This is a genomic window from Bradyrhizobium sp. RDI18, assembly GCF_043203335.1.
Classification (GTDB): domain Bacteria; phylum Pseudomonadota; class Alphaproteobacteria; order Rhizobiales; family Xanthobacteraceae; genus Bradyrhizobium; species Bradyrhizobium retamae.
Window position 1 is genome coordinate 3,034,060 of sequence record NZ_JBICRN010000008.1, and the last position, 17,618, is coordinate 3,051,677.

General features: G+C 62.5%; 9 protein-coding genes and 3 pseudogenes. 5 read left to right on the plus strand and 7 right to left on the minus strand.

Translation table 11 applies throughout. The features are described 5' to 3' along the window. Window positions 1-366 precede the first annotated feature (366 nt). The 5 genes and pseudogenes from ACFXS9_RS23775 to ACFXS9_RS23795 all read left to right on the plus strand — a co-directional run bounded on the left by ACFXS9_RS23775 (window position 367) and on the right by ACFXS9_RS23795 (window position 4,527). Window positions 367-2,073 carry a methyl-accepting chemotaxis protein gene (locus ACFXS9_RS23775; protein WP_392692588.1) on the plus strand — a complete coding sequence of 569 codons (1,707 nt, stop codon included), beginning with the start codon at window positions 367-369 and terminating at the stop codon, window positions 2,071-2,073. Window positions 2,074-2,304: 231 nt separating this feature from the next. Continuing rightward, window positions 2,305-2,742 carry a VOC family protein gene (locus tag ACFXS9_RS23780; protein ID WP_392692590.1) on the plus strand — a complete coding sequence of 146 codons (438 nt, stop codon included), beginning with the start codon at window positions 2,305-2,307 and terminating at the stop codon, window positions 2,740-2,742. A 226-nt stretch (window positions 2,743-2,968) separates the two neighbouring features. Further along, a pseudogene (locus ACFXS9_RS23785) lies at window positions 2,969-3,208 on the plus strand (adenylate cyclase 3); the annotation flags it as partial. A 63-nt stretch (window positions 3,209-3,271) separates the two neighbouring features. Then, a complete protein-coding gene (locus ACFXS9_RS23790) occupies window positions 3,272-3,673 on the plus strand; it encodes a transposase (protein WP_392691178.1) in 402 nt (133 codons plus the stop codon). Further along, a complete protein-coding gene (locus ACFXS9_RS23795) occupies window positions 3,670-4,527 on the plus strand; it encodes an IS3 family transposase (RefSeq protein ID WP_392692593.1) in 858 nt (285 codons plus the stop codon). The genes ACFXS9_RS23790 and ACFXS9_RS23795 overlap by 4 nt, the downstream gene beginning before the upstream one ends. Before the next feature lie 126 nt (window positions 4,528-4,653). Here ACFXS9_RS23795 and ACFXS9_RS23800 read toward each other — a convergent pair whose 3' ends face one another. From ACFXS9_RS23800 to ACFXS9_RS23830, 7 genes and pseudogenes are all read right to left on the minus strand, one after another. Further along, window positions 4,654-6,072, minus strand: coding sequence for a calcium-binding protein (locus ACFXS9_RS23800; protein WP_392692596.1), 1,419 nt, complete (start codon window positions 6,070-6,072; stop codon window positions 4,654-4,656). A gap of 550 nt (window positions 6,073-6,622) precedes the next feature. Further along, window positions 6,623-8,325: pseudogene (locus ACFXS9_RS23805) on the minus strand (methyl-accepting chemotaxis protein). 54 nt (window positions 8,326-8,379) lie between these two features. After that, window positions 8,380-8,802: a cache domain-containing protein gene (locus ACFXS9_RS23810; RefSeq protein ID WP_392699979.1), complete on the minus strand. Its 423-nt coding sequence runs from the start codon at window positions 8,800-8,802 to the stop codon at window positions 8,380-8,382. Window positions 8,803-9,028: 226 nt separating this feature from the next. Continuing rightward, window positions 9,029-9,907 carry a transglutaminase N-terminal domain-containing protein gene (locus ACFXS9_RS23815; RefSeq protein WP_392692599.1) on the minus strand — a complete coding sequence of 293 codons (879 nt, stop codon included), beginning with the start codon at window positions 9,905-9,907 and terminating at the stop codon, window positions 9,029-9,031. Further along, a pseudogene (locus tag ACFXS9_RS23820) lies at window positions 9,904-12,413 on the minus strand (circularly permuted type 2 ATP-grasp protein). Before ACFXS9_RS23820 ends, ACFXS9_RS23815 begins: the two are co-directional and overlap by 4 nt. A gap of 28 nt (window positions 12,414-12,441) precedes the next feature. Then, a complete protein-coding gene (locus ACFXS9_RS23825; protein ID WP_392692602.1) occupies window positions 12,442-15,720 on the minus strand; it encodes a DUF2126 domain-containing protein in 3,279 nt (1,092 codons plus the stop codon). A 240-nt stretch (window positions 15,721-15,960) separates the two neighbouring features. Next, on the minus strand, window positions 15,961-17,484 hold the full coding sequence (locus tag ACFXS9_RS23830; protein WP_392692605.1) for a UxaA family hydrolase: 1,524 nt from the start codon (window positions 17,482-17,484) through the stop codon (window positions 15,961-15,963). Window positions 17,485-17,618 lie beyond the last annotated feature (134 nt).

The window sequence follows — 17,618 nt, forward strand, 5'->3', positions numbered from 1 at the left end:
GCTTGCCAATGCGAACCGTCCTTCGGAGGATCAGGCGGGCTGCGCCGTCATGGCCGGCTCGTCTTGTCGGGCAGTTGCGGGGCCCGGGGCATCTTCCGCCGCGCCAGCCACCTCCAATTGCGCGTATATACCAAGGCCCGTTGCAGTCGCACCAAGCTGCCGAATTTTCCCGACGAGGCATCCCGCGACATCCGAGTAATCGTTTGAAGTTACTCGATGATTTGCCGTCAGTTGCGGTTTCACGAACTTCGCGCGTTAAGACATTCTCCACCAAAATTCAGCACATTGCCTACGCTGACGGCATTCACTGGATCTCATCCGGCGTGCCGATACGGCTGAATTTCCCCTACTTATTTTGGTGACACCATGGCTTCCCGATTTTCGCTTGCAGCCAAATTGTATTCGATCTTCGCGCTGTTCGCGTTGCTCGTCGCAGCCATCACGGCCTTGTCCGATTACAACACCCGCCAGAATGCGGCCCTCACCGAAGAGGTCTCGATCGCGAGCCGCGCCGCGCTCAATGTCGAGCGCATCAATTCGCTGGTCTATGCAGTCGTGATGGAATCCCGCGGCATCTACATGTCGCCGGAACCCGCCGTGGTGAAGAAGTACGGCGACGGGCTGCTCAAGTTCAACGAGCGCATCCTTGATGTCGTGAAGAACTGGGAAACGCTGGTCCAGGCCGACGACGCCCAACAGTTCGCCACCTTCAAGAAGCGCATCGAACAGTTCGTCGACTTCCGCAAGGAGCTGGTTCGTCGCGGCGTCGAGATCAACGGGGCTGCGGGGCGTGAATGGGGCGACAACGATGCCAACCGCCAGGTGCGCACCGCGCTGAACAAGGATCTCGAGGCGCTCTCCAAGGTCTACGCCGAACGCAGCAGGAGGCTGGCCGAGCAGACCGACACCAATCATACGATGGCATTTATCCTGACTTGCCTCGGCGTGCTGGCGCTGGTGGTAGTCGTCCTCGGCGTGCTGATCATTTCCCGTTCGATCGCGCGCCCGCTCTCGGTCATCACCGCAACCATCAAGCAGGTTGCCGACGGCGCCGAAGGCGTCGAGGTTCCGCATGCTGAACGCGCCGACGAAATCGGCGCGCTGGCCCGTGCCATCAAGATCTTCCAGGAAGCGATGGATCGCAACCGCAACCTCAATTCGCAGGTGCTGGAGGATTCCAGGGCGCGTGACGAGCGCACCCGCCACATCGAAGCCTCGGTCGATGCGTTCCGGGAAGCGATCGGCGGCGTACTGCGCGCGGTCACCGACAATGCGACCGCGATGCGCGGTACCGCCCAGACCATCGCCAGCGTCTCATCGGAAGCAAGCGGACGCGCGGTGGCCGCCAACGGTGCGACCGAACAGGCCTCCAGCAACGTCTCCGCCGTCGCGAGCGCTGCCGAAGAGCTTTCCGCTTCCGTCGAGGAAATCGGCCGCCAGGTGCGCCAGTCGGCCAACGCCGTTGAGCAGGCGGGCCAGCGCACCGAGAAATCGGTCTCCGAAATCGAGGGGCTTGCGGCTGCGACCCAGCGCATCGACGGCGTGCTCAACCTGATCCAGGCGATCGCCGAGCAAACCAACCTTCTCGCGCTCAACGCAACGATCGAAGCCGCGCGCGCCGGCGACGCCGGCCGCGGCTTCGCCGTGGTCGCCCACGAGGTGAAGGCGCTGGCCGAGCAGACCGCCAAGGCGACCGCCGAAATCGGCCAGAACGTCGGCCTGATCCAGACGTCGACCAAGACCTCCGTCGAGGCGGTCCGCGAGATCGGCGCCGCCGTGCGCGACATCAACGAGGTGACTTCCATCATTGCCAGCGCGATCGAGCAGCAGGATGCGGCGACCCGTGAAATCTCGGCGAACGCACAATTGGCGGCGCAGGGCAACGGAACGCTGGTCGTCAATATCGGGTCGCTCAGTGACGCCATCGGCACGACGAGCACGGCGGCGACTTCGGTCCTTACGGCATCCAGCGAGCTGACGGCCACGGCCGAAACGCTGTCACGCGAGGTCGAAAAATTCTTCCGCAACCTGCGCGCCGACGCGTCGGAGCCGCCGCGGCGGACCGGCACCTAAGCCGACGGCAATTCAGGCTTGCGCCAGAGTGTGAGGCGCCCCCGGCTCCGGAAAGTTCGCCAAGGCTCCGGATTGGCACTGAATCTGCTGACACGCCGATCTCCGCGCTGCGAAATCGGCCGACAAAAAAATCAGCCCCCTGTCGGAATCCCCTCCCCCGTTCGTCCTCCGGGGTGAGCCCACGCAAGAGGGGTACCGGCTCATTGAAACCAACCAACAAGGACATCCGCAATGACTTCCATCACGCCGTTCCTCTGGTTCGATAACAACGTCCCCGAGGCTGTCGCCTTCTACAAATCGGTGTTTCCCAATGCAAAGGTCGAAACCGTCAATGACTTCATGGCGACGTTCGAACTGGAGGGGCAGAGGTTCAACGCCCTCAATGGCGGCCCAAAATTCAAGTTCAACGAGGCGGTTTCCTTCGTCATCAGCGTCGAGAGCCAGGAAGAGGTCGATTACTTCTGGAATAGGCTGACCGCCGACGGCGGCGAGGAATCGAAATGCGGATGGCTCAAGGACAAATTCGGCCTGTTCTGGCAGGTTGTACCCACGGTCCTCGGCCGTTACCTCGGCGATCCCGATCGCAAGAAGGCCGATCGCGCCATGCAGGCCATGCTGAAGATGCAAAAAATCGTCATCGCCGACCTCGACAAGGCATATGCCGGCTGAACCCGACAAATACTCGCGGGGGATGCCGACCGACCGGCTCCCCGGAATTCGGGTGGGATAGCGAGTTAGGATGCCACTCGCATGGGTCTCTTCTTGGCCCTTTTTGGAAGTGAGTAGTCGCGCGGGCGGTCGGCCGCGGCAAAGCGGACTTCATCCGCCATCGCGCTCAGGTCCAAAAATGACCCGACTCGGACATCGAGACTAACCCGACAAGGTGTCTCCCGCGTCGAGCCAGCCGCCCGCGCTTCCCGACATGTCCTCCATCGCCGTGCTGCCGATTGAGAACATGAGCGCGACCCGGAGCAGGAATATTTCGCCGACGGCATGGTGGAAGACATCATCACGGGACTGTCGCGTTCAAAATCCCTGACGTACAAAGGCAAAGCCGTCGATATCGAACAAGTCAGACGTGAACTTGGCGTGCGTTAAGCGCAGCAAGGGCAGCGTGCGTAAATCCGGTAACAGGGGTGGACTGCACCCCTCAAGTGAGACACGATAATCTCGGTGACAGGCATTCCGAGGATGACCTGTGGCAGCAAGAGGGAAGAACCGTCAGTTTCCGACGGCGTACAAACTGAAGGCGATCAAGCGTGTCGAGCAAGGCGAAGCCGTTCTGCCTGTGGCTCGCGAGCTTGGGATATCCCGCAAGATCCTGCACGACTGGATCAAGGCTTGGAAGGCGCATGGGCCGGAGGGATTGAACCGCAAGCCGGGACCGAAGCCTGGCCCCCGGAAGCTAAAAGCTCCAGCAACCTATGACGACAAGCGGTCTGCACTGGCGCGAGCGAATGCCCGCATCGCCGAACTCGAACGGCTGGTCGGCCGCCAACAGATGGATCTCGATTTTTTTCGGCAGGCCTTGCGCGCATTGGAGCGGCCGGTAGCGCAAGGCAAACCCGCATCCGCATCATCGAAGTCATCCAAGCCATGACATCGGAGGCAACGGATTCCAACGCCGACGTGCAACGGCTCTGCAGCTTGGCCGGGCTGCCGCGCGCGACCTATTACCGGCATCTCAACAGACGCAGTCGTGAGACGGCCGACTGCGAGTTGCGCGACCAGCTCCAACGCATTTGCCTAAAGCATCCGTTCTACGGCTACCGGCGCGTGACAGCGACCATCCAACGCAAAGGCATGATCGTAAATGCCAAGAAAGTGCTCAGGCTCATGCGCGAGGACAATCTTCTCGCACAGCGCAAGGCGCCATTCCTGAAGCCACCTGCACAGCGACCAAGGGACATCGTCGTGGTGCCCAATCTCGTGCGCGGCCTGGTACCGTCCGCTCCTGATCAGATCTGGGTCGCGGACATCACCTACGTCCATCTCGCCAAGACCTTCGCCTATCTCGCGGTCATCCTCGACGCCTTCTCGCGCAAGGCGGTTGGCTGGGCCTTCGAGAACACGCTCGATGCCTCACTCGCGATCGCGGCATTGGACAGGGCAATCGAAGCCCGCAAGCCGCAGCGCGGCAGCCTGATCCACCACTCCGATCGCGGCGTGCAATACGCCTCGATCGCCTATCGCCAAATATTGGCGGATCGTGACATCACGATCAGCATGAGCAGGCCGGGCAACCCGTTCGACAACGCCAAGGCTGAGAGCTTCATGAAGACGCTCAAGGCCGAAGAGGTAAACGGCAAGGCGTTCTCCGACATCAGAGACGCGCGCCGCCGGATCGATAGCTTCATCGCGGACGTCTACAACAAGGAACGCCTGCACTCGGCGCTCGGCTATCAATCACCCCTTGAGTTCGAAGCCGCGTTCGCGCAAAACAAGGCACGATAACCCGTCGTGGCAACCGCACTGTCACCGAGATTATCGTGTCTCACTTGAGGGGTGCAGTCCAGGCAGTGTGATCGGAGCGATATCACCCGGATTCAATCGCTTTCCCGAAGTCAATCGCGCTCAAGTTCAAGCAAACAGGAAATCACGTTCGGTGAGAGCGACCTGGCTATGAACGACTACATCGTTGCCTGAACTGAACGTGATCGTGCTTTCGTGGGTTGTTGGATCAAAGGCAGAGATGCTGAGCTGACTGAAGTCATCGATGCCCAAGGCACTCACATCAATGTGGTCGGTGCCCCAATTTGATCCCGCTACACCCTGACCAAAATCCTCGATCTTGTCGTGGCCGTTGTTGAAATTGAAAACGAACGTGTCGTTGCCACCTCGAGCGTTGCCAAGGATGACCTGCGCGTCACCCCACATGTCATCGTTTCCAGCGCCGCTGATCAGCTTATCATTCCCGCCACAAGCGTTGCCGGACATTGTCTGGGCATCACCGACGAGAGTGTTGCTATATGTGCCGGCCGGAAGCGGAATTACGAGATTACCCCCTTTGAGTGTATCATTGCCGCCCTGAGCTTTGTCGGACATGGTCAGGGCATCGCCATAGGCTAAATTGTCGGCAGTACCACTGCTGGCGCCCCCTATAAACGTATCGTCGCCGCCAACCGCGCGATCCCCCATATTGCCTCCGGCATCACCGTAGAAAATATTGTGGCGCTCGTCAGCATCGGCTTGGAAAGTATCATTGCCGCCATGGGCACGATCGGACATGTTGGCGCCGACATCGCCGTAGAAAGTAACATCGCACTGAACGCCATTAACATCCGTAACGGTATCTTTGCCGCCGATCGCATGGCCGCTCATGCTGGTGCCAGCGTCGCCGTAGATAGTGTAGTTGGTCTCAGTACCGTCGATCGAAAACGTATCACTGCCGCCTGCGACGCGCCCGGACATGTTTAAGCCGGCGTCGCCGTAGAAAAAGCAAATACTCCTAACGTCGCGGGACGTAAAGATGTCGTTGCCGCCCACGGCGCGGCCGAGCATTTGTCCGCCAGCATCGCCATACATGTTCAGATTGATTGCGGAAATACCGGTTTGGTTCATGCTCAACGTGTCATTGCCGCTGACCGCGTGACCGGAAATATTCCCGCCGGCATCGCCATACATGTTCAGATTGACGACGCCCCCGCCGATCTCAGCGCTTAGTGCGTCGCTACCGCCGAGCGCGTGGTTGGAAATATTCTCACCGGCATCGCCATACATATTCAGATTGACGGGGTCTGAAAATGAAGCAGCGATTTGCGCCCTCAGTGCATCATCGCCTCCCACCGCGCGATCGGAAATATTTTCACCGGCATCGCCATATAGGTTTCCGGACCCGTTGGTGAGTAGCGTGTCGTCACCGCCACGTGCCCTATCGAGCAAATTCAGGCCGGCATCGCCGAATAGGTCATTCGTCGGATCGGTACCTATCAGGGTCTGGTTCCCGCCGCGTTGTTTTCCACTTAAAGAATTACTTGTGTCGCCAAAAAGGATGGCCATAGACGCCTCCTATTATGCGTATTGCTTGCAGTTATTATTGCCTCCAATGAGATCCGCTTGAACGTGGGCCGAAAGCTCATCCCTTCCGCTCCACAATAAATAATGGGTATTAAATAATCGCAGAGTCAAATAACATTTAATTGTGATTTAAAGTCAGATCTATCTCCGGATGCTGCTCGTCATGGGGCAATGGGCCATCCGCTACGCGCGCAAACACGGAACCCGGAAGCGGCCGTGGCTCGGCCGATGGTTGGAGCACGACCCACTGCTCATTCCAGTGTCATATTGGCCCGTCAAATTCACCCTGCTCCATGACCTCGTCGGAGATCAGTTTGGCGAACTCAGCGGGTGACCCGCCAAGAGCCGTGCCGCCTCGCATGCGGAGACAGTGCAGGCAAACATAGCACGGCTCGACTAGACGTTCAGTGAGCCGTTTCACTTCCATGGGGCACGAATGACCGCAATTGGCACTTTTCGGACCTGGGGCGATATCCGACCTGAGTCCGCAAAACGCTGCAAAGCGGACCCGCATCAAGCCACGTTCACTCGGTTAAGCCGACCGCACGGTCGCGAGAAACTTGCCGACCTCGGCCTTGAGCCGCTTGTTTTCGTTGGAGAGCAGTTGCGCGTTGGCCAGCACCTGTGACGACGCCGTGCCGATTTGGCCGGCGCCACGGTTGACGTCAGCGATGCTGGTCGCGACCTGGGTCGAGCCCACTGCCGCCTGCTGCACGTTGCGCGCGATTTCCTGGGTGGCAGCGCCCTGCTCCTCGATGGCGGCAGCGATCGCCGCGGCGATTTCGGAAACCCGGCCGATGGTGCCGCTGATCTCCTTGATGGCGTGCACCGATTCCTGCGTCGCCGACTGCATCTCGGCGATCTGGGTCGAGATTTCGCTGGTTGCCTTGGCGGTCTGGGTGGCGAGCGCCTTGACCTCCTGGGCAACCACCGCAAAGCCGCGGCCGGCGTCACCGGCGCGGGCGGCCTCAATGGTCGCGTTCAGTGCCAGTAGATTGGTCTGCTCGGCGATCGTGGTGATCAACCTGGTTACGTCGCCGATGCGGTTTGCCGCCTCCGACAATTCGATGATCCGGGCGTCGGTCTTTTTGCGCCTGAACGACGGCCTCGTTGGCGATCCGGTTGGAATTCGCAACCTGCCTGCCGATTTCATTGACGGAGCTGGCCATTTCCTCGGTGGCGGACGCCACCGACTGCACGTTGCTGGAAGTCTCCTCGGAAGCCGCGGCGACCACGGTGGAAAGCTCCTGGGTGGCCACGCTGCTCTTGGTCAGGATCGCGGCGGAATTTTCCAATTCGGCCGAGGCTGAGCCAACGTTCTCGACGATATTGCCGACCGCGATCTCGAAACTCTCGGCCAGGTTATGAAGCTCAGCACGGCGGGCCGATGCCAGCTCGCGGTTCTTTTCCTCGCGCTCCGCCGTCTCGCGTTCGGCCTTGGCGATCGCCTGCACCTTGAATTCCTGGATCGCGTGCGCCATCTGGCCGACTTCATCGCGGCGCTCGAGGCCGGGCAGTTGGACCTCGAAATGCCCAGCGGCAAGTTCGCGCATCGCCCTCGACATCGCCACGACGGGACGGGACGTACTTCGACCGATCAAAAACGAAACCAGGATACCGGCAAGTGCAACCACCAGAAGCGCGGCCGTCAGCGTCATCTGCTGTTGCTCGAGCTTGATCCCGGCACGGGCAATCTCGCGATCCTTGCTCTCGCTGCTATGGGCGATCAGGTCATCGACCAGCTTTTCAATGACGGCAAAATTGCGCTCTGCACCCATGATGAATATCAGCGCCGAACCGGCGTCGCCGTCGGCCATCTCGATCGCGTTTTTCGATTGCTTGAGATAGCCCGCGACCGCAGCTTTCAGCTTCTCGAATGTTTCCGGACTGAACCCGCCCTTGATACTTTCTACGGCCTTCAGCGCGTCCGAAATCTTGCCGGCCGCCACGGAAGCTTCCTTGGCGACCTGCACAATTTTCTTCTCGTCCTTTTCGTTGGCTGCCGTGGCAGCAAGACGATAGAGCTTGGCGTGCGCCGTCCACACCGTTGTGGTGAGATCGTTGGCCAGCTCCGATTGCCGGACCGGACCGGACACCAAAGCGTCCACGGCGGCCTGATCTCGACCGCAGCGTTTGTAACGCATAGGCGCCGAGCCCGATCAGGACGGCGATCAGGAACGCCGGAGCGAGCTGGACTTTCCATGAAAGGCCAATGTTCTTGATCCAGCCGAGCATGTCACCCCTTCAGCGCGGCGATCACCGCACAACCACGCAAACGCTTGATCGGGGTCAGAGCTTGTAGACGCCCGCACAGACGGCCGTATTATCCAGCTTCTCGCAGTACATTTCCTTCGGCTCGACCTTCTTGCTCACCGGATTGACGAACTTGTAATCCTGCCAGAACGAAGGCTGCTTGGCGGCGAGTTCGACGCGTTCCTTGACGTAGAGCTTGCCGTCGACATCCTGGGCGTCGATCAGATCCTTGCCGACGAACTTCTCGTTCGAGCCGTGAGCCAGCACTTTGCCGTCGAGCTGATAGACCACGACATAGAGATCGCGGTCGCGGAACTTGCTGGCCTTGTTGGTGATCTCGGGATACGCCTTTTCGGGTCCCTGCTCCTTGATGAAGGTAACGGCCTGCTTGACCATGGCAATGGCTTCATCCTTGCTTGCGCCGCCGCCCGCGCTGGCGCTACCGCCGAAAACAAGCATGGCTGCCACGGCGGAAACGAAAGGCTTTGTTGACCAATTGTTCACGATTATCTCCTGGCTAGGTGGACGCAACTTGCAGGCGCGGATCCGCGCACGTCATGCTGGCAACAAAAGTGCAAACCATGCGTTAAAGTGCCTATCCGTAGTGCAGCGGAGATTAGCGCGGCTTAGCCGCTGCGGCAGGACAACCAATTCTTAAGAAGTCCGGCACCGAGGCATTGCAGCCTCATTCCACCAGCAGCACGTCCACAGCGACGTTGAGCTTCTGCTTGGGCGATCCGACGATGATGCCGTCGACCGGCGAGACGTCGGAGAAGTCCCTGCCGATCGACAGGACGATATGATCGTTCTCGACCAGGAGGTCGTTGGTCGGATCGAAGCCGACCCAGCCGAGCTCGGCGCCGCACCAGACCGAGACCCAGGCGTGGCTGGCGTCGGCGCCCTGCAGGCGCGGTTGGCCGGCGGGCGGAACGGTGCGCAGATAGCCGCTGACATAGGCCGCCGGCAGGCCGAGCCCGCGCAGGCCCGCAATCATCACATGGGCAAAGTCCTGGCAGACGCCGTGGCGCTTCTCGAACACTTCCTTAAGCGGCGTCGAAATCACGGTGGCCTTGGAGTCGTACCTGAAATCGCTGCGGATGCGGCGCATCAGGTCGACGGCACCCGTGAGGATGCCGCCGCCCCGCGCGAAGCTTGGCGCGGCATAGGCAGTGAGCGGCGCCAGCACCGGCACCAGCGAGCTCGCAAAGACGTATCCGACCGGCGAAGCCGGGCCGAGGCTGGTAGCCTCAAAGGCCACATCGCGGATGCGCTCCCAGGGCGGGCTGGGCGCCGTGCGACCAGGCGCCAGACGCGCGACCGAAACCCGTGAGCGGGAATCGATCCGCAAATTGCGATGCGCGGTCTCGATCAGCACGCTCTCGGTATGCGTTCCGAAAAAGTCCCGCCGCACCGTGCGTTCGGCCGGCCGCGGCCGGATCTCGACCGCGTGCGAGATCAATTGTTGCCCGTCGCCGGTTCGCGGCTCCAGCCGCAGCGAGCAGCGCGCAAAACTCACCGGGCTCTCGTAAGCGTAGGTCGTGACGTGACGGATGTCGTAGATCACGCGAGGCCCGTGAGCTTCTCCGGCCGGCTCGCATTAGGCCCGTGCGGGAAGTAATGCAGGCCGATGGCGTCGGCCAGATTGAGCAGATCCTGTTCGAGTGCAAACAGCGCTTTCACATCGAGCGTGGCAGCCTCCGCCGTCGTCAGCGTTGCCTGCAATGCCACCGCCAACCGCTGCGGCCGCTCGATCAAACCATGTTCCTTCAGACTTGGCAGCGCCGCGATGTGGTCGTTGAGCGCTGCGACCTGAAAGGCGACCGAGCGCGGATTATAAGGATCGAGCACGGCGAGGTCGCGAACCGGCGCCAGCGCCGGCCCGACCAGATAGCGCGAGCGGTAGGTGATCTGGCAATCCACCAGCGTCAACAGCACGTCGAGGTCGTCGTCGCCCGCTTCGTCATAGGCGAACTGCCGCGCGAACCGCGCGGTGTTGATAGCGCGCTCGGCGCGGCGGCCCATGTCGAGGAAGCGCCATCCGGCGGCGCGGTTCATGTTCTCCTGCGCCAGGCCGGCAAGGCTCGCCAACTCCTGCAGCGTCAATTCAGCGGCGCTGACGATGCTGTCGTCGTCGTCGACCTGCAGCGCAAGGCGCTCCACCATCTCGGTGATGATCTGCCAGGCGTCGGGTGAAAGCCGCTCGCGCAACGAACTCGCAGTTCGCTGCACCGATCGCACCAGCGAAAGTGCAGAACCGAACTTCTCCTCGCTCTGCAGCGCTTCCGCGATGACCCGCGCCGGATTGGTCCGCGTCGCCTGCGAGGTGGCGGCCCAGGTCACGAGAATCCGCTGGATACGCTCGACCGAATGCAACGCGGTCGACGCTCCCTTGGCGGGATCGCGCGTCGAGGTGCCAAGCGCGCGGATCAACCGCAGCGTCGCCTCGGCGCGTTCGAGATAGCGGCCGAGCCAGAACAGATTATCCGCGGCACGGCTCGGCACCACGCCGGCGATCCGCCTGATCCGCACTGTGTCGGCGCCGGGCAACAGCGTCGCCGACGCTACGGCCTTGTCGGACACCACCCAGACATCCGCCGACCGCACGCCGTCGCCCATCGACACCGCGCGGGCATCCGCCTTTTCGGCAATCCGGCAGAACCCGCCGGGCATGATGGTCCAGCCTTGTGGAGTCGCCGCGGCAAACACCCGGAGCACGAACGGGCGCGGCGTGATCCGACCTTGCTCCCACACCGGCGTGGTCGACAGGCGCACCAGTTCCTGGCCGACATAATCGATGCCGCGGTCGGTGATCGCCTGCCGGAGCCGGTCGCGCTCGGCTGGCGGCAACTCGCCGGCAAGCACGGGCGCATGGCCGGCAAAGCCGGGAACGGCCCGGCCATAGGCGCCCTCGATGACGAAATCCTCCAGCCGCGACAGCACTTCCTCACGCGCCGATTTCTGGCCACACCACCACGTCGCGATGTGCGGCATAATCAAGGTCTCGCCGAGCAAGCGGCGGCATAGGCTCGGCAGGGATCAAGCAGCGCCCTCGCCTCCAATACGCCCGAACCCGGCATGTTGGCGACGACGACGCCGTCCTTGCGCAGCACATCGATCAGGCCGGGCACGCCGAGATGCGACGAGGCATCGAGCTCCAGCGGATCGAGGAAAGTGGAATCGACGCGGCGCAGCAGCACGTCGAGCCGCTTCAAGCCCGCGACGGTACGGATATGGATGCGGTCGCCGCTAACGGCGAGATCGTCGCCCTCGACCAGGAGAAAGCCGAGATAGCGCGCCAGCGTGGCGTGTTCGAAATAGGTTTCGCTGAAGGCGCCCGGCGTCAGCAAACCGATGCGCGGCTCGTCGCGGTCGGCGCTGGCGCGGAGCGAATCGCGGAACGCTTCGAAGAACGGCGCCACGCGCTCGACGTTCATCGACTTGTAGAGATTGGAAAAGGCGCGCGACAGCACCAGGCGGTTTTCCAGCGCGTAGCCGGCGCCCGAGGGTGCCTGCGTGCGGTCGTTCAGTACCCACCAGCGGCCGTCGGGGCCGCGGCCGACATCGGCGGCGTAGAAGTGGAGATGACGCCCGCCGGGTGGTTTGATGCCGCAGACGGCGCGCAGATATTCATTGCTGCCGGCAATCGCGGCCGCGGGCACTGCACCATCGCTGACCAGCCGGGCCTCGCCATAGAGATCGCGCAGGATCGTTTCAAACAATTGGGCGCGCTGCGCGATACCCGTGGTGAGCTGCTGCCAATCGGCCTCGTCGATGATCAGCGGCAGATGGCTGAGCGGCCACAGCCGGTCGGCGGTTTCGCCGGGCGCACGATAGGTGACGCCGGCCTCGCGCAGATGCCGGTCCGCGGAGGCGAAGCGGCGTTCGATATCTGGCGGCGAAAGCGCTGAAAAGGCATCGAAAAAGCGGGTCCAGGCCGCGCGCGGCGCGCCATCAGGCCCGATATATTCGTCGGGAGTGCCGGGCAGCCGCGCGTAGTCGCGCATCCATTGCGCCATCCGGCGCTGGCCCGGACGGGCCTTGCTCTCCTGACTGTTGCCTTGGCCTGACATTCCGATTCCCCGAGACCGTCGCTTCCGATTAGATCAGGAGCGGCGTCCTCAAGTCGAGCGTCAAAGGGAATTCAATTGTGCGTTCCTCGGGCGGCGGCTCGATCCGCCCCGGGGTGTGGCCGTGATCCTGAAACCGGGCCAGCCGCCGCGCCTCCGCCTCATAGGAATTGACCGGCTTGGTATCGTAATTGCGGCCGCCGGGATGGGCGACGTGATAGACGCAGCCGCCGAGCGAACGGCCGTTCCAGCTATCAATCAAGTCAAATGTCAGGGGCGCGTGGACCGGGATGGTCGGATGCAGCCCCGAGGCCGGCTGCCAGGCCTTGAAGCGGACCGCCGCGACTGCCTCGCCCGAGCGGCCGGTAGGTGTCATCGGCATCCGCCTGCCGTTGCAGGTCACGACGTGGCGTCCCTCGACAAAGCCGGTCGCCTTGACCTGCAGGCGCTCCACGGAAGAATCGACGTAGCGCACAGTGCCGCCGGCAGAGCCCTCCTCGCCCAGCACATGCCAGGGCTCCAGCGCCTGACGCAATTCCAGCGCGACGCCGCCGTGATGGACACGGCCGAACACCGGAAAACGGAATTCGAGCTGTGCCTGATACCATTCCGCCGAAAAGTCGTAACCGGATAGCTTGAGCTCATCGAGCACGCCCAAGAAATCCTCCCAGAGGAAATGCGGCAGCATGAAGCGATCGTGCAGCGCAGTTCCCCAGCGCACGAACTTACCCTGCTGCGGCTCGCGCCAGAGCTTTGCGATCAGCGCGCGGATCAACAATTGCTGCGCCAGCGACATCCGCGGGTCGGGCGGCATTTCGAGCGCGCGGAATTCGACCAGCCCGAGACGGCCGGTCGGCCCATCAGGCGAATAGAGCTTGTCGATGCAGATTTCGGCGCGATGGGTATTGCCGGTTATGTCGACGAGGATATGCCGGAACAGCCGATCGACCAGCCATAGCGGGGCCTCGATATCGGGCGGCGGCACATGCGAGAGCGCGATTTCGAGTTCATAGAGCCCGTCGTGCCGTGCCTCGTCGATACGCGGCGCCTGGCTGGTCGGGCCGATGAACATGCCGGAGAACAAATAGGACAGCGACGGATGCCGCTGCCAGTACAGCACCAGGCTCTTCAGCAAATCCGGGCGGCGCAGGAACGGCGAATCCTGCGGGGTCGAGCCGCCGACCACGACATGATTGCCGCCGCCGGTGCCGGTGTGGCGGCCATCGACAAGGAAGCGGTTGGCGCCGAGCCGGACTTTCGCGGCGTCTTCATACAGGCCGAAGGTGATGTCGACCGCCTCGCGCCAGCTTTGCGCCGGCTGGACGTTGATCTCGATCACGCCGGGATCGGGCGTCACCTTGATGACCTCGACGCGTGGGTCATAGGGCGGACCGTAGCCCTCGACATGAACCGGGATCTGCATCTCCTCGGCAGCCGCTTCCACCGCCGCGATCAGGTCGAGATAGTGTTCGATCTTCTCGACCGGCGGCATGAAGACGCACAACACGCCGTCGCGGATTTCGACCGAGATTGCCGTGCGCACCGGCTTGGATTTGCGCTTTGCTTTCGGCGCATGCGCTGGCCTTGGCGCGCCCCCTGCTCCGGGCTCCTCATCTTCGGCCGCCAGTTCGAGCCGCGGATCCATCGGATCCTGCTCGACCAGGTAAGGATATTCTTCCGGCGGAACATGCGGCAGCGACGCCATCGGCAGCCGGAGCCCGAGCGGGGAATCGCCTGGGATCAGAAACAAATGGCTGCGCCGGAATTGCCAGCGCTCGCTCATCCAGCGAGGATCATCGGCGTGCGCATGCTGGATCGGCAGCACGAACCCTTTCGGCTTGTCGAGCCCTTCATCGAACACACGCGCCATGCGTGATCGTTCTTCGGGATCGGACAGCTTGGAATCGCCGGGATCGACATTGACCGGAAGTGCGGCCTCCTTTTGCAGCCAATGCACGGGGTCTTCGTGTGCCGGCATCAGGTAGCTGGCGTCGAGGCCGAGCCGCTTCGCGATGCCTTCCATCAGTCGCCGGGCGTCTGCGACATCGGCTTTGTGCGGGTTCTCGATCTCTGCGATCAGCTCGGCATTCTTCCAGATCGGCACGCCGTCCTTGCGCCAATAGAGTCCGAACGCCCAGCGCGGCAGGCTTTCGCCCGGATACCATTTGCCTTGCCCGTAATGCAGTAACCCGCCCGGCGCGAAACGCGCACGCAGCTTTCGAATCAACTCATCCGCCAGCGTCTGCTTGGTCGGGCCGATGGCAGCGATGTTCCATTCCGGCGATTCCAGATTGTCGATCGAGACGAAGGTCGGCTCGCCGCCCATGGTCAGCCGCACGTCGTCGCGCCTGAGATCGGCGTCGACCTGCTCGCCGAGCCGATCGAGCCGTGTCCAGGACTCTTCGGAGAACGGCCGCGTGATCCGCGGTGCCTCGCGGATACGCCTGACGCTCATCTCGAAACCGAATTCGACGTTGGCGAAGCCGGCGCTGCCGGAGATCGGCGCCGCCGAGCGGTAGTGCGGCGTGGCAGCGACGGGGATATGCCCCTCGCCCGTCAGCATGCCCGAGGTGACGTCGAACCCGATCCAGCCGGCGCCGGGAAGGTAGACCTCCGCCCATGCGTGCAGATCGGTGAAATCGCTTTCGACCTCGCGCGGGCCTTCGACCGGATCGATATCGGGACGCAACTGCATGAGGTAGCCCGAGACGAAGCGCGCGGCGAGGCCGAGATGCCGCAATGCCTGGATCAACAGCCACGCGGAATCGCGGCACGAGCCGGAACCGCGCGCCAGCGTCTCCTCCGGCGTCTGAATGCCCGGCTCCATCCGGATGACATACTTGATCTTCTTCTGAAGCTGAGCGTTGAGCTCGACCAGGAAATTGACCGTGCTGTCGGCCTCGCGCGGAATCTCCTTTAAGTAAGCCGCGAACAACGGCCCCTGCTCGGAGGTCGCGAGATAGGGCGCGAGCTCGGTCTTGAGATCGTTGCCGTACTGGAACGGAAAGGCGTTTGCGGAGGGCTCGACGAAGAAATCGAAGGGATTGACGACCGTCATCTGCGCGGTGAAATCGACTTCGATTTTCAGCTCGGACGCCTTCTCCGGAAAGACGAAGCGCGCCAGCCAATTGCCCTGCGGATCCTGCTGCCAGTTCACGAAATGATTGGTTGGCGTCACCTTGAGCGAATAGCTCAGGATCGGCGTCCGCGTATGCGGCGCCGGACGCAGGCGAACGGTCTGAGGGCCGAGATCGATCGGTCGGTCGTATTTGTAGTGCGTGACGTGGTGTAGTGCGACGAAGATCGACACGGACCGGAGACTCCAGCGGCTTTTTTAAGCAGAACACCGGTTCCGGGCAGGATCAAGCATTAACAACGGGCACGAGGTGCCTATGGGAAGTGCGACTCCACCGTCGTCCCTGCGAACGCAGGGACCCATACGCCGCGGCCGGCGTAAGGGGCACGCGGGGGGACAGCTTTGCTTCAACGACTTCGAGCGGTGGTTATGGGCCCCTGCGTTCGCAGGGGCGACGGCAGAGTTGTGCAAGAACTACATCGTTGCCCCAAGCACCCACGGCGCGAATTCGGCGCCGCCGAAATCGAAACTCTCGCTTTTGGTCGGCTGGCCGGATGCCGTTTTCAGCATCAATTCGAAAATGCGCTGGCCACATTGCTGCACGGTTTCCTCGCCATCGAGGATGGTGCCGCAATTGACGTCCATGTCATCTTCCATGCGCTTGTACATCGGCGTGTTGGTGGCGAGCTTGATCGAGGGCGCAGGCTTGCAGCCGAACACGCTGCCGCGGCCCGTGGTGAAGCAGACGAGGTTGGCGCCGCCCGCGACCTGGCCTGTCGCCGCAACCGGGTCGTAGCCGGGCGTGTCCATAAAGACAAAACCCTTCTTGGTAATCGGCTCAGCATAGTTGAGCACGTCGACCAGATTGGTGCTGCCGGCCTTCGCCATCGCGCCCAATGATTTTTCCAGGATGGTGGTGAGGCCGCCGGCCTTGTTGCCGGGGCTTGGATTGGCGTTCATCTCGGCGCCTTCGCGCCTGGTGTATTCTTCCCACCAGCGCATCAGGCCGACGAGTTTTTCGCCGACCTCGCGGCTGACGGCCCGCCGCGTCAGCAGATGTTCGGCGCCATAAGTCTCGGGCGTCTCCGAGAGGATCACGGTGCCGCCGTGGCGCACCAGCAGATCGCTCGCAGCACCCAGCGCCGGATTGGCCGAAACGCCGGAGTAACCGTCGGAGCCGCCGCATTGCAGCGCCACCGTCAATTCGCTGGCTGCGACCTTCTCGCGCTTTACTTTATTGGCGTCGGTCAGCGCCTCCTTCACGAAGGCAATGCCGGCCTCCACCGTCTTGCGGGTGCCGCCGACTTCCTGGATGTCCATCGCGCGCAAACGTCCGGCGAGCTTCTGCTCCTCCATCAGCCCGCCGATCTGGTTGACCTCGCAGCCAAGCCCCAGCACGACCACATGGGAGAAATTCGCATGCCGCGCATAGCCGCCGAGCGTCCGCCGCAACAGCGCCAGCGGTTCGTTCTGCGTCATGCCGCAGCCGGTTTTGTGGGTCAGCGCCACCACGCCGTCGACGTTCGGATAGTCAGCCAGCGGGTTTTCGCCGGTGAATGGATTCTTCTTGAACATGTCGGCGACGATGCCGGCGACATGGGCGCTGCAATTCACCGAGGTGAGGATGCCGATATAGTTACGCGTCGCCACCCGGCCGTCGGCGCGGCGAATGCCGTCGAAGGTGGCGGGCAGATCGAAATTCGGTACCGGCTTGACGTCGACGCCATAGGCGTAGTCCTTGGCGAAATCGCCCATACCGCAGTTTTGCGTATGCACATGCTGGCCCGGCGCGATCGGCGCGGTGGCAAAGCCGATGATCTGGCCGTAGCGGCGCACCGGCTCGCCCATCGCAATCGGCCTGATCGCGACCTTGTGGCCGGCAGGAATCCGCTCGGTTGTGGTAACGCCCTCGGCCACCACCATGCCCGGTGGCAAGCTCGCGCGCGCGATCATCACGCCATCGTCAGGGTGCAGGCGGATCACGGGTGCCGGGGTCATGATGATTCTCCTTGGCTCTGAAACTATCGTGCCCCGGATGCTGCGCAGCGCAAAGCGGTGCGCTGCTGATCCGGGGCCCACACATCGCTGCGACCACTGGGTTCCGGCTCTGCGGTGCACCGCTAAGCAGCGCT